Here is an 18,725-nt window from a genome sequence, read left to right on the forward strand (position 1 = left end):
AGAAGGAGCTCAGGGGGAACAGATGAAAAAATATAACCCAGGGCCGGCTTTAATTGGGTTGCACCAAAGCCTGGATGGCGGCGCTCTGGCTGCCAAGGGCAGCATGGTCCGGCAGTGCCCGGAATGTTTGCCACGGATAGCCGGCGCTCAGGTACCACCCCGGCGGCTCGGTGGCATTCCGATAGCCGCCGAGGCTCTGGCCGTAGACCGACACTGTTTTCTGCTCTTTGGTCGAGGTGACGTAGTGGAATTCGCAGCCAAAATCGGGCTTGGTGTAGAGCCACTCCATGGCCACGAAGAAGCCGCCCGTTGGCACCGCCACCTGGTAATTGGCCAGATTTACCTCGTGCCAGCCCGCTTTGCCAGCGGCACTGATAACGGATGTGGTTAGCAAATCGGTGCCTGGTGCGCCGTTGGGGCCGTCGGCCGCATAAAGCCGAACCCGAAACGGCGCTGTCACGGAGGTTTTGCCGCAATGCGGGTTGGGCTTCACGTAAAACCGAACGGCCTGAATGGTCCCGGCCGGAGCCTCAGTGAACCGCCGGGCCACTTGCCAGCCTGAACTGTGCGCGGCGCTCATGCCGGCCCCGCCCCCAAAGCCGGCTTTATCGCCCGCCCCGGCGGGACCCAGCAGCACCGGGCGCGCCGTGGAAGGCCGCACCACGGCTTCGGGCAGCGCCACGGCCAACGGCCGCAGGGCCAGCCGGCACGGCGAGACGCCCGGCACGGCTACCACCCGCGGGGCAAACCCCAAGGATGAAACCTGCAACGAGTCGGAGGTTGTGCAAGCCGTCGGCAAGTCCATGGTGAACTGGCCCTGTTCCGTGGTTTGCACCCCCAAGTGGCGCGCTCGGATTTCAACTACCGCAAACGGCACCGGCTGCCCAGAAACAGCATCTACCACCACGCCCGATAGCGCAACGGCTTGCGCCCGAACCTTCGCGCCCGCCAGCAACAAGCCAGCCAACAGGGCCGGGCCAACGGTGTATTTGCGGCCGAGACGAAGGGCGCCACGCATAAGAAATGGACATTAACTATTAGGAGAGCAACTCCCGGTGATGCTTAAAACCACCGCGCCGCCAGTTGCATCAGCTGCTCCAGTGCCGCTTGGTCGTCGACGTCAAAATCGTTGAGCTGGTCGCTGTCCACGTCGAGCACGGCCACTACCTGCCCGTTCTTTAAAACCGGCACCACGATTTCTGATTTCGACTCCGAACTGCAGGCGATGTGGCCGGGGAAAGCTTCCACGTCGGGCACCAGCACGGTTTCGGCCCGCGCCCAGCTGGCACCGCACACGCCCTTGCCGTGCCGGATGCGCGTGCAGGCAATGGGCCCCTGGAATGGACCCAGCACCAGTTCATCGCCTTTTACGAGGTAAAAGCCCACCCAGAAAAAGCCGAAAGCCTGCCGTAGGGCCGCTGCCGTATTGGCCAGGTTGGCCGTGAGGTCGGGCTCGCCGGTGGTGAGGGCTTCGATTTGGGGCAGGAGCTGCTGGTATTGCTCGGCTTTGGTGAGCGTGGTATCGAGGGTGAGGGATTCGGCCATGGTTGTCAGTTGTCTGTTGTTAGTTGTCAGGTCGGTTATCAGAAGGAAACCGGAAAGGGCTAACAACTGATAACGAGCAACTGACAACCAAATAAAAATTACTCGTTTACGTACCAGAACAGCTGGTCTGGCCCAACGTTTTCCTGGCTGCGCAAGCCACCGAAGCCGATGCGCGGGGCCGCAATGCCCTGGCCCAGCGTCGTGGGCGACCGGAACACCCGGATTTCGTCCCACAATCCCGCATTAATGAGGGCGTTGAGCACCGTGGGCCCGCCTTCTACCAGCACCGACTGAATGTTGCGCTCATACAAATCGGCCAGCACCTGAGGCATGAGGTCGTCTGCTTCGGAGAGGTGCACCAGGTCGAGGTTGGCTTTGTGATAGGGCTGGCGGTAGGTGTAGATGAGGGTGGGCTGCGAACCGTCGAGCAAGTGGTGCGTGGGCGGAAGGCTCAGATTTTTGTCGATGACGAGGCGCGTGGGCTGCTGGCCGGGCCAGTCGCGCACGCTCAGGCGCGGGTTGTCGTGCAGGGCCGTGCGGGTGCCCACTAATATGGCCTGCTCCTCGGCCCGCCAGCGGTGGGTGAGCAGGCCCGCCTGCGGCCCGCTGATTTGCACGGGCTGGAAGTAGCGCCCGGCCAGGAAACCGTCGGCCGTTTCGGCCCATTTCAGCACCAGGTAGGGCCGTTTTTTCTCGTGGAAAGTGAAGAAACGGCGGTTAAGCCAGCGACCTTCCTCGGCCAGCAGGCCGGTTTCAACGCGTACGCCGGCGGCGCGCAGCTTTTCCAGGCCGCGGCCCGCCACCAGCGGGAAGGGGTCGTCGTTGCATATCACCACCTCGGGCACGCCCTTGGCAATGAGCAGGTCGGCGCAGGGGGGCGTTTTGCCGTGGTGGGCGCAGGGTTCCAGCGTCACGTACACGCGGCTTTGCTTCAGCAGCTCCTGGTCGGCCACGGCGGCCAAGGCATTTACTTCGGCGTGGGGGCCTCCGTACTGCCGGTGCCAGCCCTCGCCAATGATGCGGCCCTGGTGCGTGACCACACAGCCTACCAGCGGGTTGGGGCGGGCGTAGCCGGTGCCTTGCTGCGCCAAATCGAGGGCGCGGCGCATGAAAGTGGCGTCGTCTGTTTTCATCAGGACGAAGGTAGCAGCCGCGCCGCAGCTACGCCGGAGCCTACATTTGTCTCGATGACCACGCGCCAGTTCACCGCCGACATTGCTGCGGCCCTCCACCCGCTCTACCCCGAGCGCGAAGCCCAGGCCATTGCCACGCTGGTGGTGGAGCACCTGCTGGGCATCGACTCGCTGCAACGCATGATGGACGCCCAGCAGCCCGTGCCACCCGCCGCCGAGGCCGCCTGCCCTGCGCTGCTGGCCCGCCTGCAAGCCCACGAGCCCGTGCAATACGTGCTGGGCACCGCCTACTTCGCCGATATGGAGCTAGAAGTGACGCCCGCCACGCTCATTCCGCGCCCCGAAACCGAGGAGCTGGTGCACCTCATCACCCAGGAGCAGCGCGCGCGCGCCGGCCTGCACGTGCTCGACGTGGGCACCGGCTCGGGTTGTCTGGCGCTGGCGCTGGCCCGCGCCTTGCCCCAAGCCGAGGTGATGGCCGTCGATATTTCGGCCGAGGCGCTGGCCGTGGCCCGGCGCAACGGCGCGCGCTACGCCCCGGCCGTGGCCTTTCAGCAAGTTGATATTTTAGGGGGGCTGCCCGCTGGTCTCGCGCCCGGCGCCCTCGATGTGCTGGTGAGCAACCCGCCCTACGTGCGCGAAAGCGAGCGGCCGCTCATGCGCGAAAACGTGCTGGCCTGGGAGCCCGCCACAGCGCTGTTTGTGCCCGATGACGACCCGCTGCTGTTCTACCGCCGCCTGGCCGAGGTAGGGCAGGAGCTGCTGGTTGCCGGCGGCAGTATTTATTGGGAGATTAACGAAGCACTAGGCGCCGAAACAGCCGCTCTGCTCTCGCCAGAAGCTTTTGAGGACGTGCGCGTGGTGCCCGATATGTTCGGCAAAGCGCGGATGGTGCGGGGTACGCGGCGCTAATATTCGTCTGTCATCCTGAGCGCCGCGAAGGACCTTCTCACGCTTGCGCCAACTGGTTTACTGCAAGCTGGTCAGTCGTGATAGGGTCCTTTGCTACACTCAGGATGACAGACGGTGCCCTTCCTCCGAACGGCCTTTTCCTAATGCTGCCATAACCAAAATCTATAAACAAGCGGCCAAAATTTGGTGTTACTTGCACAGTAATTCCGAATCCATCCTTTCAACCTAAACGCATTCATTCCATGAGCGAAGCGCAAAATCCCACGTCGGGCGACGGCACCGGCACGGCCGTGAACGGCGCCGGCACCTCGCAGGACGGCCGCATGGCTTCCGGCGAAAACGCCCAGACCCTGACCACCCGCCAGGGCCACCCCCTCACCAACAACCAGAACACCCGCACCGTGGGCAACCGCGGCCCGGCCACGCTCGAGAACTACCAGTTCATTGAGAAAATCAGCCACTTCGACCGGGAGCGCGTGCCCGAGCGCGTGGTGCACGCCCGCGGCGCCGGCGCCCACGGCGTGTTTGAAGCCTACGGCAAGGTGGGCAACGAGCCCATCGAGAAGTACACCCGCGCCAAGCTGTTCAATACCGCCGGCAAGCAGACGCCGGTGTTCGTGCGCTTCAGCACGGTGGGCCACGGCGGCCACTCGCCCGAAACCCTGCGCGACCCGCGCGGCTTCGCGGTGAAGTTTTACACCGAAGACGGCAACTGGGACCTGGTGGGCAACAACCTGAAGGTGTTCTTCATCCGCGACGCCATGAAGTTTCCGGACCTCATTCACTCGCAGAAGCCCGACCCGGTGCACAACCGCCAGACCGGCGAGCGCATTTTTGACTTCATCTCGAACACGCCGGAAGCCATGCACATGGTGAGCTTCCTGTTCTCGCCCTGGGGCATCCCGGCCAACTACCGCCAGATGCAGGGCTCGGGCGTGAACACCTACAAGTGGGTGAACCAGAACGGCGACGCTGTGCTGGTGAAATACCACTGGGAGCCGCAGCAGGGCGTGAAAAACCTGACCGCCGCCGAAGCCGAAGCCATTCAGGCCAAAAACTTCAACCACGCCACGCAGGACCTGTTCGAGAACATTGAAAAGGGCAACTTCCCCAAGTGGGAGCTGCGCGTGCAGATTATGAGCGACGACGAGCACCCGGAACTGGACTTCGACCCGCTCGACGACACCAAAATCTGGCCCGAAGACCAGTTCCCGCACCTGCCCGTGGGCATGATGACGCTGAACCGCAACCCCGAGAACTACTTCGCTGAAGTAGAGCAGTCGGCGTTCGGCACGGGCGTGCTGGTGGACGGCCTCGACTTCTCCGACGACAAGATGCTGCAGGGCCGCACCTTCTCGTACTCCGACACGCAGCGCTACCGCGTGGGCACCAACTACTTGCAGCTGCCCATCAACGCGCCCAAAAAGCACGTGGCCACCAACCAGCGCGACGGCCAGATGGCCTACCACGTGGACTCGGCCCCGGGCCAGAACAACCACATCAACTACGAGCCCAGCTCGCTGAACGGCCTGAAGGAGGCGCCCCGCACGGCACCCGACCACATGCCCGAGTACAAGGGCCGCCTGATGCGCCAGACCATCGACCGCCAAAACAACTTCAAGCAAGCCGGTGAGCGCTACCGCCTGCACGAAGATTGGGAGCGCGACGACCTCATCAGCAACATGGTGGGCGCCCTGGCTACCGCCAACCGCACCGTGAGCGACAAGATGGTGGAACTGTGCACCAACTGCGACGCCGACTGGGGCAAGCGCCTGGCCGACGGCCTCGCCGCGGCCCGCGGCGGCCAGAACGCCGAAGGTGGCAACCAGTACAACGAAGCCAAAGGCTCGAAAGCAGCGGCCGAAGCCGAAGCAGTGGCCCACGACGCCAAGCCGTACTAGTTTCGGATAAATAAGTAAGAGAAAGGGCTCCCGGTAATGGGAGCCCTTTTTTGTTGGGTGCAGGCAAGGCGATGTGGCTGCCGATGCCGGTAAAATATGAACGCCAATGGACCGTTGATGAGCGGACCTGCCCTGCGCCCCACGGCTGGCCGCGCCCACCGTTACCTTTGCACCATGCGTTTTCGCTTTTTGCTGCTTTGCCTGCCCGCGCTGCTGGGCGCCTGTGCCAAAACCAACGGGCCCGTCCGGCTCGACCTGGTGGGCGCGTCATCGCTTACGTCGGGCAACCGGACGGTGAATGCCAACGACACCCTCACCACGCGCATCTACGCCCTGGGCAACGACGTGGCTTTAGAGCGCCTGCACGCGGAGGTAACTTACAGCCCGGGGCTCAGCCCCATCAATTACCCAACGCCGGTATCCAGCTTCGACCCCAAGAATGCCCCTCAGGCACAAACCATTGTGTACCTCGATTCCCTTATCGAGCCGGTATTTGGGGCCTCTACCCCTGCACCGGCTGGCGGCGAGTACCTGTTCAACAATTCCTTTGTGGCGCGGGCCACTTCGGGCTCCGAGCAGTGGCAGTACACCATCAAGGACAAGCAAGGTGAATCGGCTAGCCGGGCCCTGCGCCTCACGGTGCGCAAAGCCGATTCGGCGGCCGTGTACCACAGCTACACGGCCTTGCTGCGGCCTGTGCCCCGCAGCCGCGCCGTGCCCGCCAGCACGCGCGACAGCCGCCGCGTGTTCCTGAACCTGCGCACCGGCTTGCTGCTGCCCAAGTACGCCGTGTTGAACCGCGAAACCACCGTGCAAGGCAACCAGTTGCTGGTGGATTTGATAGCCTACAGCCTCGACGGCACTTCCGTGAGCCTGCACGCCCCCGTCGATACCAGTGTGTTTAAGCTAAACCCCCAGCGGTGGCCCCGCAGCAACCGCAAAGCCACCGAGCTGCGCGCCACGCGGCTCAACGAAAACGATTTTGCCGGCATCACCACGGGGGCAGCCATCACCAGTGCCTTCACTGCCGGAACGACCTTTATCAATCCCTTCAATACCGGTGTGCTGGCTAAAAACCAGGTGGTTGCGTTCCGGGTGACCGAAAGCGGGCTTACGCACACCGGCGTGCTGCTGGTGAGCAACGCGGTGTTTGGCACCGCTCCGCTACTCACTTGCTCGGTGAAGGTGACGAAATAGGGCCAACCGCCAGCCAATCAATAAAAAAGGCGCCCTCATGCAGAGGACGCCTTTTTTTGTACGCAACAAGCGGCGTGTAGGCCCGCCACTAAAACGTGATGCCGGCCGTGACGCTGGTGGTGAAGCGTGTATTGCTCACCTTAATGGTGGGCTCCAGGCCGCCCACGCTGTAGGGCGTGTACACCTGGTTGAAGGTGGTGTAAACGCCGGCCGCGTCGAGGAAGAAATTGCCCTGGCGCAGGCCCAGGCCGGCGGTGTAGAAGTTCTGGGCCCGGTCGTCGTTGGTGTCGGCCACGTAGGGGTCGCCGTAGCGGGCATAGCCCAACCGCACCCGGAACACGTCGAACCGACCCTCGGCGCCGAAGCGCAGGTTTACGGTGTTCTTATACAGGTTGCGGACGGCGAGGTTCTCGGCCGAAAACGAGTAGTCGTCGCCGTTGGCGCCGTTGGGGTCGTTGTGCAGGCGGGCCTGGCGGTAGCCCACATATTCCACGTCACCCGTCACGAAACCGTGCTTGCCCAGCGTGTAGGCCACGCCGCCGTTGGCCCGGAAGGGCGTCGTTAGCGTGTAGTCGTAGTCATTGGGTTGAAAAGACACCTTGGGGCCGGTGCCCACGGGCAGGTCGCCGGGCACGCGGTCGGTGCCGGTGGCGCTGAAGCTGCCCACCAGGCTTTCGTTGTAGGTATCGCTCAGGCGCATGAAAGTCGGCGTTTGCACCGAGGCGCCGATGCGCAGGTTATCTAAGGCCCGCACAATGACGCCCAGGCGGGCATTGAAGCCGCTGCCCTTGGTGCGCAGCTCCGTGCTGCTGGTCAGGCTCTGGAAGTGGGTGTTGGGGTCGTTGTCCGACTCCGTGAGCGTGCGGGTTTGGGTGAAGTTGGAGCTCACAATGCCAATGCCGCCGCCGATGTACAACCGGTCGCGGAAGCTGCCCCCGTAGCCGATGTCAAACTGCGACAGCGAGCCCGAATTGGTCACCAGCTCGCCCTGGGTTATCTGGTTGCCCTGCGCGCGCAACACCACGGCCGAGTCGCCGCGGGTGCCCCGCCGATAGGAAGAGATATTAGCCAGGTAAGCGCCATAGGCCAGGCCCAGGTCGGAAGTGTAGCGGCCGCTGCTGGCCTGAGCGTCCAGGTTGTCATAGAAACTTTGTGGCTGCACCCCAGCGGAAGGTTTCAGCCGTTCCAGAAAAGAAGCCCGTTCCAGACCAAACGTGCCCTGGTAGTTGGAACTCGCGTTGAAATCGGCCAGCCGGGTGAAGCCCAGCGCAAAGGCCCCGCCGCGCCAGTCGCCGTCCTCGGTGTCGGCCTTGCGGTTGGCCAGCACCACGCCCGTGCTGGCAATGTGGAAGCTGTTCTTGGTATCGTTGACAGCGGCGCTGGAGATGCCTTCAATGCGGCCGTCGCTTTGGCCCACGCCCACACCCGGCGTGAAGTGCAGCTCCGACTTCTGAAACAGGCCCAGCCCCGCGGGGTTGCTGGTGAGGTTGCCAAAATCGGCGCCCAGGGCCACGTTGGCCCCGCCGATTCCCTGCGTACGGGCTGGGCCACCAAACTGCAGGCGCGAATAGCGCAGGGCATCGCTGGGGCCTTGGGCAAAGGCGTGGCCGGCCTGCCCCGCAACGAGGGCCAGGCTAAGCCATAATATCCGGTTTTTCATGGGGAAGGGAAAGAAAAGGAGCCGGCCGTCGGGCCGGCTCGCTAAGGGGAATTTTTGCAGAAAACAAACCGATTCGTTTAGTCGCGACCCCGGCGACCGCCGCCACCGCCACCGCCGCTGTTTCCGCCGCCGCCCCCGCCGCCATACGACGGAGCCGAGTACGAAGGCTGGCTAAAGGTGCGCTCCTGCCGCGGCTGCTCGTAGCTGCGCTGCTGAGGCTGCTCGTAACTACGCTGTTGGGGCTGCTCGAAGGTGCGCTGGGGCTGCTCGAAGGTGCGTTGCGGGCGGGGTTGTTCGTAGCTGCGGCGTTGCGGCTGCTCGGCCGTCTGACCACCATTGTTAGCCGGCTGGTCGCCGGCCAGGTTGCGGAAGAACCCGCCGCGGCGGCGCTCGTTTTCAACCGGCTGCGGGGCAGCAGTGGGCTGCATCTGGCCCCCTTGCGGGTTGGCGTCGGCATTGCGCCAGCGGCCGCGGCCGTTGTCACGAATGTCCTGGCCCTGGGCGGGTGCCGCATCGGGCTGGGCCGAAATGGTGGTCGGCTGGCTCATGTCGCGGTATTGCGGCTGGCCGGTGCGGTCCATGCGCTGCGGGCGGTTGAAGCCGCCAGTGCTCTGTTCCTGCCCCGGAGTAGAGGTGAGGGAGCCCGCGTCGGAACGCCCACGGCTCCGTTCAATCGACACGCCGTCAGGCGTCGAGGTGGGTGTGGTACCCGGCTGCACCACCATCTCGCTGCGCATGCGCCCGCCACCTGCCGGCACCGGTGCCGGCGTAGAGCCGCTATTCACGCCCGCCGTCGAAGCCCGGCCTTCGGAGGCGCGGTCGGTGCGGTGGCCGTAAGTGCGGCCGTTGCCACGGTTGTCGTAGCTGCCGCTGTTGCCATAATAGCCGCCATTGTAGCTGTTGCCGTAGTAACCACCCCGGCCGTAGTAGCCACCGTAAAAGGCCCCGCCGTAGTAATAGGGCGAGTAGAAGGGGTCGTAGAAGCCACCGTAGCCATAACCGTACGGGGAGTAGCCGTAGCCAAAAGGCGAATAGCCGTAATACCCGTACGAACGACCGTAGCCAAAGCCGAAGCTTACGCTAATGCCCGACCGGTAGCCATAGCCAAACGGGCTGTAGAAGGGGCTGTAAAACGAGCTATAGAACGGGTCGTAAACGCCAACGCAGGGATACGGCGAGAAGCCGCAGGCACCGCCGCCCCAGCCGTAGCCATACGCCCCGGCGTAGCTGAGGGTAGTGTAGGGGCTATACGGGGTGTAATAGGCCAGGCCCGGGCTGGTGGGCACGCCCTTCATGTAGGTGTACGTGTTGTCGTAGTACTGGTCGGAGCCAGTGCCCTGGCTGGCCGATGACTTGGCCGAGCCGCCATGGTAGTCGGGGTTGGCAGCTTCGTCGGTAGCGGCCGGGGCGGGCGCGGCGGCCACCACGGCCGTGGTGCGGTCTTTCGAAGAGTAATAGACCCCGTCGTCTTCCGACGTGGCGAGGCCCGCGGTGCTCGCGCAGCCGCCCAGCGCGAGCAGGGCCATGGCGGGCAACAAAGCGGTGAGCGAATTTTTCATGACTGAGGACGAAAAGAGTGGGACAGCGGTAAAGTAACAACGCAAATAGTAGAAGGTAGATGAAGGAAGCGCGGGCCGGCACCTGCTAATAAACAGAACACGAAGCCCCTGCTCACTGGCCTTGCGCGCCCGCCCGTGAGGGCCGGCCGTGCGGCGCTGGGAAGGTCCGCGTATTCCTAACGTAATTTGGCACCGAAACGGTGCCGCTTGGTCAATTCAAATGTTGTACCAGAGTTGGGAACTTTTTCGATTACCCCTAAGATGCCTTTTATGAGCAAAAAGTTGCCTACCCGCCAAGAAGATTATTCGCTCTGGTACAATGAGTTAGTAAAGCGTGCTGGCCTGGCCGAAAATTCGGCCGTGCGCGGCTGCATGGTGATTAAGCCCTACGGCTACGCCATTTGGGAAAAAATGCAGCGCCAGCTCGACGACATGTTCAAGCGCACCGGCCACGAAAACGCCTACTTCCCGCTCTTCGTGCCCAAAAGCCTGTTCGAAGCCGAGGAGAAAAACGCCGAAGGCTTTGCCAAAGAGTGCGCCGTGGTGACGCACTACCGCCTCCAGACCGACCCCGACAAGCCGGGCAAGCTGCGCGTGGACCCCAACGCCAAGCTGGAAGAAGAACTGGTGGTGCGCCCTACCTCCGAAGCCATTATCTGGAACACCTACAAAAACTGGGTACAGAGCTACCGCGACCTGCCGCTGCTCATCAACCAGTGGGCCAACGTGGTGCGCTGGGAAATGCGCACGCGCCTCTTCCTGCGCACGGCCGAGTTTCTGTGGCAGGAGGGCCACACCGCCCACGCCACCGCCGAGGAAGCCGTGGCCGAAACCCGCCAGATGCTCGACGTGTACGCCGAGTTTGCCGAGGAGCATATGGCCCTGCCCGTGGTGAAAGGCGTGAAAACCCCCAACGAACGGTTTGCCGGTGCCGAAGACACCTATTGCATTGAGGCGCTGATGCAGGACGGCAAGGCCCTGCAGGCCGGCACCAGCCACTTCCTGGGCCAGAACTTCGCCAAAGCCTTCGACGTGCAGTTTTCGAACAAGGAAGGCGTGCGCGAGCACGTGTGGGGCACCAGCTGGGGCGTGAGCACCCGCCTGATGGGCGCCCTCATCATGGCCCACTCCGACGATGAAGGCCTGGTGCTGCCGCCCAAGCTGGCGCCCATCCAGGTGGTCATCGTGCCCATCTACAAAACCGGCGAGCTGGACGCTCTCATCGAGCGCATCCGGCCTATTCAGCAGGGCCTTATCGCGCGCGGCATCTCGGTGAAGCTCGACAGCCGCGACACCGAGCGCCCCGGCTTCAAATTTGCCGAGTGGGAGCTGAAGGGCGTGCCCGTGCGCCTGGCCATCGGCGCGCGCGACCTCGACGCCGGCATGGTGGAAGTGGTGCGTCGCGACACCAAGGAGAAAATGAGCCTGCCGCTGGCCGACATTGTGGCCACCGTTGACCAGCTGTTGGTTGATATTCAAACCAACATCTACGCCAAGGCCAAGGACTTCCGCGACACGCACACCACGCGCGTGGACAGCTACGACGAGTTCAAGCGCATGCTGGACGAGGAGCCCGGCTTCCTGCTGGCTCACTACGACGGCACTTCCGAAACCGAGGAACGCATCAAGGAAGAAACCAAAGCCACCGTGCGTTGCCTGGCCCTGGCCGAACCCGACGAGGAAGGCATTTGCATGGTGACGGGCAAGCCGAGCCCGCGCCGGGCCTACTTCGCCCGGGCTTACTAAAACGCGATAAGCTAACCGCGGGGCAGCTGTCAATACACGGGTGCACCAGGATAAATTTCAGGCCTCAGCGAGGCCACAGCTTTGTTTCTGAAGCTGTGGCCTCGCTGAGGCCTGATTCATTCAGCATGAGCTCATAACCTGTAGGGTAGGTTAAATTTTATTATGAATTAAATAAAAAATTTGATTTAATTCATAAAATGGCTCGTTGTTGGCACTATCTTTGGGCCATTAAAGTGCCACGTGGTTGCGTGGTGCTAACTTCTTTCACTCATGCGTAATTTTCTACTCGCACTCCTTATCTTACTGGGCAGCAATGCTTACGCCCAAACTACCATCACCATTCCCAGCAAAGCGGCGAGCAAGCTTGAGAAGCTGCTCAAGCAAACGCAAGATGCTATGGAGGTGGGCAAGAAGGCGGCAATTCTGCCCGTCGAAGCCCGCCCGCTGACCAACCGTGTATTGGCGCAGTCCACTTCCGATTTCCTGGCCCTCGCCTCACGCACCAATCCCACCAAGGAAGCCTTTCTGCAGAGCCTCGACGCTGGCCTAAGCCGCATCAACCCGCTGATGAAAACCCTGGAGGACCGTCAGCAGACCGCTTCTTTCTATCAGGACCTGCTCGATTTGGTGGGCATTGAAAGCTCCGAAGGGCGCCTCACGGCCTTTGTCGAAAGCGAGTCAACGGCCAAGCAGTAAGCTACTTTCCCGGTCAAACAAGAAGCCCCGGTACCAAGCGGTACCGGGGCTTCTTGTTTGACCGGGAAAGTAGTGCGAAAGCGCTACTTCTTGGTAATGGTGAACTCCACGCGGCGGTTGCGCGAGCGGGTTTCTTCCTGGTCGTTGCTGGCAATGGGCTTGGTGCCACCGAAACCCTCGGTGGTGATGCGGCCCCCGTTGATGCCGTGGGCCACGAGGTACTTCTTCACCTCGTTCACGCGGTCCTGGCTCAGCTTCAGGTTCAGGGCAGGGTCGCCCTGGTTGTCGGTGTGGCCGGAAATCTTGATTTCCACCGTGGGGTAGTCTTTCATGATGCGGATGAGGCGCAGCAGTTCGGGGTAGGAGCTGGTGTTGAGGTAGTACTTGCTTTGCTGGAAGAAGATGTTGTTCAGCTTCACGGTCTGGCCCACGTCGAAGGGCACGAGGAACAGGTCTTGCTTCTGCTCCGAGTACTTGTCCTTGGCCGTCACGTCGAGGTTGGCGTTTTCGGCGATGTAGCCTTTGGCCTCGGCGCGCACGCCGTACTGCACGCCGCTGGGCAGCACAATGGTATAGGAGCCATCACGCGGGTCCGTCTCGGTCACACCGATTTCCTCGCCCGTGAGCAGGTTTTCGTAGTGAATGATGGCCCGGATGGGTTTCTTGGTGTTCACGTCGAGCACCTGGCCGGTCAGCAGGGTCACCACTTCGGGCTGGAAGGCGGGGGCCAGCGAGATGCGGAAGATGTCCTTCGAACCGTCGATGCCGTTGCGCGACGACACCAGGTAAGCGTCCTGGCCGGCGGCCGAGATGGTATAGTAGGCGTCGAAGTCGGGCGAGTTCACCACCGGGCCCAGGTTGCGGGGCGTGCTCCAGTTGGTCCAGGTATCATCGAGGCGCTTGGTATAAAAGATGTCGGACTTGCCGTAGCCACCGCGCCCGTCGCTGGCGAAGTACAAGGTCTTTTCATCGGCCGCCAGGAAAGGGGCGAAGTCCGAGCCGGTAGTGTTGATGTTGCGGCCCAGGTTGATGGGCTTGGTCCACTCGGTTTGCTTTTTCACAGTGGCCACGCCTTCGGGCAGGGTTTCGGGTTTGGGGAAGCTCACGTACAAGTCTTGCCCGCCAACGCCGTCGTTGCGCTCCACGGCCATGAGCAGAGCCTTGCCCGAAGTAGCCAGAAAGCCGTCGATGTGCTCGGGGTCTTTGTTGTAGAAGTCGTCAATTTCTACCTTCACCGGCTTGGTCCAGCCGCCGGGTGTTTGCTTGCTCATGCTGAAGCCTTTAGGCTGCATCAGGCCGTCTTCGTACACGCCAATGAGCAGGGCCGACCGGCCGTTGGCCGACACCGAGGCCAGGCCGTTGGGGTCTTCGGGGCTGTTGCTGGGCTCGGCCATGTTCTTTGCCAAGCTCCAGGTTTTGTTGCGGCCCGATAGCAGCTTCGAGTACCAAATGTCCTGCGGGTCGCGCGAGCCGCCCACGTTGCCGGGATGGTTTTGGCGGGCAAAGTACAGGGTGCGGCCGTCGGGCGAAATCACGGGGTGGGTGTCCACATAGCGCGTGTTCACGTTCGGTCCCAGGTTCACCAGCGACGAGTCGAACTGCGTCGACTTCACTGCCTCGGGGCCTTTGGGCTCGGTGAAGTCCTGCTTCACCATGGTGGAGGCCACGTCGGCCACGCCAATGGCATCAATCTGGTTAACGCCCTCTACCTTGGCCGTGTTCATGTACACCTTCACGCCCAGGGTGCGGTAGTCGGCTGTCGGAAAGCGAATTTCAAGCGTGCGGAAGGTTTCGGGCAGGGGGCCAGGGTTGGCGTTGGCGTACACTTCGTGGTGCTCGCCCTTGGTGTCTACCAGCTCCACTTTGGTGATAGAGCCGGGGTTGAAGTTCTCCACGATAGTGACCTGCTGGGCCGCAATGGAGCGGGCGAAGCGCACTTCAATGAACTCATTGGGCCCCTCCTTGCGCGGAATCCAGGCGTCGTTGCTGATTTGGCCCAGTGGCAGGGCGTTGGGCACGCCCAGCACCTGATTGGGCGAAAATGGGTCCTTGCCTTCCGACTTGTAGGACGATACCGCGACGAGGCGGGCGGCCCACTGCACGTGCTGGGCCAGGGCCGGCGCCGCCGAGAGCAGCAGGGCTGCTGGTACGGCCAGTAAGGTGTTTCGGATAAGATAATTATTCATAGTAACGGCAGGATGAAAAATGTAGCAACAGGAGTAGGCAGGGCAAATAACGGCAAAAGCAAACGAATGAAGAATAATTTACCGCCGCCAACCTGCCGAAAAGGATTTGCGGAGCCTCCCGAATGAATGTATTACCTTCCCGGTGCCGTTCCGCGAGGCGTTATTCGGCGGGGCGGGGAGGTGTGGTAATTCAAGGTTTTACGGTGCGTAAAAAGTGGACGGCGGCCAGGGGGCGCCTCCTGATTCGACGCGCCGTGGCCGGGCTGATTTTATTGTTTTTCCTAGTGCCGGCCCCACGCGCCTCCGCTCAGGTAGGGGCCACTCCGTTCGGCCCCGTGTTTCGGGGCCTGCGCCCGGCCGGAGCCGACACGGCCCTATTTCTGCTGGCTCAGGCGCGGCGTGTGGGCGTGAGCACCTTCGTGCAAACCAGCCGGGCGCTGGGCTACCTGCAGCTGGGGCCGCGCCAGCAGCTGCGCTACCGGGTGGGCTCCGACTGGATTTACGACTCGCGCGGCACGCCGCCTTTCGTGCGGCAAGACTACGGGGCCGACGTGGCCCACGTCTTCATGCTTGATGCCGCCCAGCACTGGCATATCGGCCAGCAACTGCACTACGACCAAAGCCGCGCCAACGCCACCCGCACTGGCCTGTGGCTGGGCCGCCTGGGCTACCAGCGCCGCCTGCGCCCCGGCAATGCCCTCGATACCCTGAGCCAGCTGCACCTCACCGCCCTGGGCGGCCTGGCCACCGACCACCGCAACGGCCGCTCCGACGCGGGCCTGGCCTACGGCTTCGACGCCGCCGCGCTGTATTTTCTCAACGGTACGGCCGCGCCACCGCTGGCTTTGCGCGTGCTGGGCACCCGCGCCCAGCTGGGCCCGCGCACCATGCAGCGTTTGGTGGCCGAGGCGGCCGGCGAGCAGACTTTCCTGGAAAATGCGCCGCTGCTGGTACAGGGCCGCCTGGGCTTCCGCACCAACCGCGCCGAAGACTACCTGCTGGGCTCGGTGCAACGCATCCAGTCCGACACGGTGCTGGCCCAGGCGGGCGCTACCTATAAAGTGAACGAGTATGCCACGCTGCGCTCCGACAACAGCGTGCTACTGCCCACCCGCGCCTTTCTGTACCGCCGGCTGAGCGAGGGAGCCGACACCCTGCAGGACGTGGGCTACCGCCAACGCGAAATCGACACCCGGCAGGAGCTGCGCTTTGCCCGGCCCAAGCTGCAGGCCAGCATCACCTTCAACTACCACGAGCGCACCCGCGCCTACTACCTCGACAACTCCCGCCGCCTGAACGCGCCCCGGCTGGCGGCCGCCCTGGCCCGCGAGCAGGTGAAGGACATCACCGAGCAAACCACTCTGTGGCAGGGCAACCTCACCTGGCTGCCCACGGCTCGCCACGCCCTGGCGCTGCTGGGCTCGGCCCAGCTGCTGCGCGTGGACGCCCCCAGCAAGGACAACCAGCAAATCCGCGACGAAGCCCAGCACCTGGCCCGCCTGACCTGGACGGGCCGCTGGGCCGGGGCCTTCCGCACCACGCTGGGCGTGGCCGGCGAGTACCGCCAAACGGTGTTCATCCGGGCGGGGCTGAGCGCCGAGAACTACACCGACCACCTGCTGCACTGGGAACCGGGCTTCACGTGGGCGCCGGGCAAATGGAGCATCCGCTCCAATTACCACCTATGGGTGAGCTACCAGGTGCGCGACCAGGCCACCGAGCAGGCCCGCAACCGCGCCAGCCGCGTGCTGGAGCAAACCCAGGGCATCACTTACCAGCTGCGCCCGCGCCTGCTGCTGCTGGCCGACTACGTGCGCCGCGAAAACCGTGTGGGCCAGCTCGACTGGACCAAGTTCCGCGAAAGCCCGCTCGATACCAGCGTGACCCACGACCTGAACATCGGCGCCCGCCAGAGCTGGGCCGGGCCCAAGGGCAGCACCAGCCTGCGCCTGGGCTACCGCCTGCTGGAGCAGCGCAACTACGGCCGCGCCGCCCTGCTGCCCGACGCCTCGGCCGCGAACCCCGCCGTGAGCTTGATTTACCTGCACAACATTACCCGGCAGCAGGGGCCCGAGGTGGCCGTGGAGCGCCGCGCCACCGCCGGCTTCAACCTCACGGCCAGCCTGTGGCTGCAGTGGATGCGGACGTACTCGACTTATACCGTAGGCAAGGGCAGCTTCATAGGCACCAGCTACTCGGCAGCTGATTTGGAGCGCGAAACCAGCCGCGTGCTGCCCTACTTCGAGCTGACGGCGGAATGGCGTGTGGGTAGAAGATAAAAGCCTATATTCGGCTTTCACTTCTTCCATAATCCCATGAAACACATTATACTGCTATGGATTATTGTGCTGCTGGGTACCGGAGTACGCGCGCAGGTGCCTGTATTCGACCAGGTATCGGTACCGGCCAATGCCGTGTTTGGTGGGGTGGTGGCTGGGGCCGGGAGCAACATCTATGGCAGCCGGAGTGCCCCCGATGCCCAGGGCAACACCTACGAAGCGGGCACTTTCTACGGCAGTTCCGCTGCGTTCGGTCCGTTCAGCATTGCCGCTCCCACCCAAACGTTTGTGGCTTTTCGCAACGCCGCGGGCGTTTACCAATGGGCAGTGGGCGCGAGCAGCAACGGCACGATGCGCGTGAACGCCTTCAGCGCCGACGCCAATGGGGGAGTGGTAATAGCCGGTAGCTTTGATGGCAGCACGGCCACCTTCGGCCCCTTCACGCTCACCAATTCCTACGTGGGCATTCCCAATGCCTACCAGCGGCCAGATATTTTCGTGGCTAAGCTGAGCGCCACGGGCACTTGGCTGTGGGCGGTGCGAGCGGGCGGCGCCACCCAAACCGGCGCCTTCGACCTCGTGACGGATTTGCTGCTCGACAGTGCCGGCAACGCTTACGTGAGCGGCACCTTCGATGGGCCTACGGCGCAATTTGGCAGCACAGTGTTGACCAACGCTCCCCAAGTCCGTAACGACTTAACCGACGTGTTCGTGGCCAAGCTCAACGCTGCCGGAGCGTGGCAGTGGGCCGTGCAGGGTGGCGGCCCTGGCAATGATGAGGCGCCCTACCTGGCTTTTACCGCGGGAGGCGACTTATTGGTGACTGGCCACCTGTATAACTTCACCGCCACTTTCGGCACCGTCACCATCACCAATCCCACGGGCGGCGCTTTCGTGGCCAAGCTCAGCCCCGCCGGCGTTTGGCAATGGGCCACGTCTAGCAGCGGCAACGACCCTTGCGGCGGTACTCGGATAGCACAGCGGGCCTTGGTGGATGGGCAGGGGAATATCTACGTGATGGGTTCCTTTAGTTCTACCACTGCCACCTTCGGCACCACCACCCTCACCAACACGCCCGGGCCTCGAATTTCTACCAGTTGCGCTGCCCCCAGCGACATGTTTGTGGCCAAGCTCAACGCCAGCGGCGCCTGGCAGTGGGCCGTGCGAGGCGGCGGCTCGGGCAGCGATAGTAACCAAGCCGTGGCCATCGACGCGGCGGGCAACGCGTACCTGACGGGCTACTTTGCCGACTCTCCGGCCAGCTTTGGCAACACTACGCTTAATAATGGAAGCGCGATGTATTCCATTAACAACGGCCCAGGCACAAGCTACTTCAAATACAACGACGTGTACGTGGCCAAGGTAAACGCCGCGGGCGTTTTTGAATGGGCCATTAGCGCCGGTGGGAATACCAGCGACTATGGTACCGGCATCACGATGGACGCGGCTGGGTGCTTAACCGTCACAGGGTATTTTAATAGTCCCACGCTGCGCTTCGGCTCGCTCACGCTAAACAACCCGGCCGGCACCGGCGGGGGCTATTCGCCCTTCAGCGCCCACCTGAGCTGCCAACCGTTGTCCGCCGCCACGGCCCGGGAGGCAGGAGCGTTTGCCCTCTACCCCAACCCCAGCCGCACGGGCGACGCCACGCTTACCTGGCAATCGGCGCCGGGCCACCAGGCCGCGCGGCTGCTGGTGTATTCCGCACTGGGGCAACTGGTGCTGGAAAAAGGCTTGGCCCCGTCCGCTGCGGGCACAGCCCACGTGACAGGGCTGGCCGCAGGCGTGTACCTGGCCCGCCTCGTCGATTCGACGGGCGGGGAGCTGGGCGCCGCTCAACGGCTGGTGGTGCAGCCCTGAGGCCGCCCAGCCAGTTCTGAGGGCGGGTTAGAAAAACGCGCTCCTTTGCGT

At 63.2% G+C, this 18,725-nt stretch carries 13 protein-coding genes; 7 read left to right on the forward strand and 6 right to left on the reverse strand.

The features are described 5' to 3' along the window. Positions 1 to 49: 49 nt before the first annotated feature. The 3 genes from I2I01_RS07640 to ribD all read right to left on the reverse strand — a co-directional run bounded on the left by I2I01_RS07640 (position 50) and on the right by ribD (position 2,678). On the reverse strand, positions 50 to 1,018 hold the full coding sequence (locus tag I2I01_RS07640; RefSeq protein WP_196285860.1) for a carboxypeptidase regulatory-like domain-containing protein: 969 nt from the start codon (positions 1,016 to 1,018) through the stop codon (positions 50 to 52). Between the two features lie 44 nt (positions 1,019 to 1,062). After that, a complete protein-coding gene (locus tag I2I01_RS07645; protein WP_196285861.1) occupies positions 1,063 to 1,545 on the reverse strand; it encodes a GAF domain-containing protein in 483 nt (160 codons plus the stop codon). A 98-nt stretch (positions 1,546 to 1,643) separates the two neighbouring features. Then, positions 1,644 to 2,678 (reverse strand): bifunctional diaminohydroxyphosphoribosylaminopyrimidine deaminase/5-amino-6-(5-phosphoribosylamino)uracil reductase RibD, encoded by a 1,035-nt coding sequence (ribD, locus tag I2I01_RS07650; RefSeq protein WP_196285862.1) that lies wholly within the window; start codon positions 2,676 to 2,678, stop codon positions 1,644 to 1,646. A gap of 54 nt (positions 2,679 to 2,732) precedes the next feature. On the opposite strand from ribD, the gene prmC reads away from it, so the two are divergent. The 3 genes from prmC to I2I01_RS07665 all read left to right on the forward strand — a co-directional run bounded on the left by prmC (position 2,733) and on the right by I2I01_RS07665 (position 6,688). Beyond that, positions 2,733 to 3,590, forward strand: a complete 858-nt coding sequence (gene prmC / locus I2I01_RS07655) for a peptide chain release factor N(5)-glutamine methyltransferase (RefSeq protein ID WP_196285863.1) — start codon at positions 2,733 to 2,735, stop codon at positions 3,588 to 3,590. A gap of 242 nt (positions 3,591 to 3,832) precedes the next feature. Beyond that, on the forward strand, positions 3,833 to 5,491 hold the full coding sequence (locus I2I01_RS07660; RefSeq protein WP_196285864.1) for a catalase: 1,659 nt from the start codon (positions 3,833 to 3,835) through the stop codon (positions 5,489 to 5,491). A 174-nt stretch (positions 5,492 to 5,665) separates the two neighbouring features. Then, positions 5,666 to 6,688, forward strand: a complete 1,023-nt coding sequence (locus I2I01_RS07665; RefSeq protein WP_196285865.1) for a hypothetical protein — start codon at positions 5,666 to 5,668, stop codon at positions 6,686 to 6,688. Between the two features lie 88 nt (positions 6,689 to 6,776). Here the strand turns inward: I2I01_RS07665 and I2I01_RS07670 are convergent, their stop codons facing one another. Continuing rightward, positions 6,777 to 8,348, reverse strand: a complete 1,572-nt coding sequence (locus I2I01_RS07670; protein WP_196285866.1) for an OmpP1/FadL family transporter — start codon at positions 8,346 to 8,348, stop codon at positions 6,777 to 6,779. A 77-nt stretch (positions 8,349 to 8,425) separates the two neighbouring features. Continuing rightward, positions 8,426 to 9,907, reverse strand: a complete 1,482-nt coding sequence (locus tag I2I01_RS07675) for a hypothetical protein (RefSeq protein WP_196285867.1) — start codon at positions 9,905 to 9,907, stop codon at positions 8,426 to 8,428. A 270-nt stretch (positions 9,908 to 10,177) separates the two neighbouring features. Between I2I01_RS07675 and proS the strand changes: the two genes are divergently transcribed. Together proS and I2I01_RS07685 are read left to right on the forward strand one after the other, a co-directional pair. Next, on the forward strand, positions 10,178 to 11,653 hold the full coding sequence (gene proS, locus I2I01_RS07680; RefSeq protein ID WP_196285868.1) for a proline--tRNA ligase: 1,476 nt from the start codon (positions 10,178 to 10,180) through the stop codon (positions 11,651 to 11,653). Positions 11,654 to 11,923: 270 nt separating this feature from the next. Beyond that, on the forward strand, positions 11,924 to 12,349 hold the full coding sequence (locus tag I2I01_RS07685; protein WP_196285869.1) for a DUF4844 domain-containing protein: 426 nt from the start codon (positions 11,924 to 11,926) through the stop codon (positions 12,347 to 12,349). 83 nt (positions 12,350 to 12,432) lie between these two features. Here the strand turns inward: I2I01_RS07685 and I2I01_RS07690 are convergent, their stop codons facing one another. Then, positions 12,433 to 14,535 carry an OmpA family protein gene (locus I2I01_RS07690; RefSeq protein WP_196285870.1) on the reverse strand — a complete coding sequence of 701 codons (2,103 nt, stop codon included), beginning with the start codon at positions 14,533 to 14,535 and terminating at the stop codon, positions 12,433 to 12,435. A 254-nt stretch (positions 14,536 to 14,789) separates the two neighbouring features. Between I2I01_RS07690 and I2I01_RS07695 the strand changes: the two genes are divergently transcribed. Beyond that, the gene (locus I2I01_RS07695; RefSeq protein WP_196285871.1) at positions 14,790 to 16,814 is read left to right on the forward strand and encodes a hypothetical protein; all 2,025 of its coding nucleotides are present in this window, start codon (positions 14,790 to 14,792) and stop codon (positions 16,812 to 16,814) included. 36 nt (positions 16,815 to 16,850) lie between these two features. Further along, the gene (locus tag I2I01_RS07700; protein WP_196285872.1) at positions 16,851 to 18,674 is read left to right on the forward strand and encodes a T9SS type A sorting domain-containing protein; all 1,824 of its coding nucleotides are present in this window, start codon (positions 16,851 to 16,853) and stop codon (positions 18,672 to 18,674) included. Positions 18,675 to 18,725 lie beyond the last annotated feature (51 nt).

The sequence above is a fragment of the Hymenobacter properus genome, assembly GCF_015694735.1.
GTDB lineage: Bacteria > Bacteroidota > Bacteroidia > Cytophagales > Hymenobacteraceae > Hymenobacter > Hymenobacter properus.

Coding starts and splice junctions, on each gene's coding strand:
- I2I01_RS07640 (WP_196285860.1), bottom strand. CDS start 1,018: ATGCGTGGCGCCCTTCGTCTCGGCCGCAAATACACCGTTGGCCCGGCC.
- I2I01_RS07645 (WP_196285861.1), bottom strand. CDS start 1,545: ATGGCCGAATCCCTCACCCTCGATACCACGCTCACCAAAGCCGAGCAA.
- ribD (WP_196285862.1), bottom strand. CDS start 2,678: ATGAAAACAGACGACGCCACTTTCATGCGCCGCGCCCTCGATTTGGCG.
- prmC (WP_196285863.1), top strand. CDS start 2,733: ATGACCACGCGCCAGTTCACCGCCGACATTGCTGCGGCCCTCCACCCG.
- I2I01_RS07660 (WP_196285864.1), top strand. CDS start 3,833: ATGAGCGAAGCGCAAAATCCCACGTCGGGCGACGGCACCGGCACGGCC.
- I2I01_RS07665 (WP_196285865.1), top strand. CDS start 5,666: ATGCGTTTTCGCTTTTTGCTGCTTTGCCTGCCCGCGCTGCTGGGCGCC.
- I2I01_RS07670 (WP_196285866.1), bottom strand. CDS start 8,348: ATGAAAAACCGGATATTATGGCTTAGCCTGGCCCTCGTTGCGGGGCAG.
- I2I01_RS07675 (WP_196285867.1), bottom strand. CDS start 9,907: ATGAAAAATTCGCTCACCGCTTTGTTGCCCGCCATGGCCCTGCTCGCG.
- proS (WP_196285868.1), top strand. CDS start 10,178: ATGAGCAAAAAGTTGCCTACCCGCCAAGAAGATTATTCGCTCTGGTAC.
- I2I01_RS07685 (WP_196285869.1), top strand. CDS start 11,924: ATGCGTAATTTTCTACTCGCACTCCTTATCTTACTGGGCAGCAATGCT.
- I2I01_RS07690 (WP_196285870.1), bottom strand. CDS start 14,535: ATGAATAATTATCTTATCCGAAACACCTTACTGGCCGTACCAGCAGCC.
- I2I01_RS07700 (WP_196285872.1), top strand. CDS start 16,851: ATGAAACACATTATACTGCTATGGATTATTGTGCTGCTGGGTACCGGA.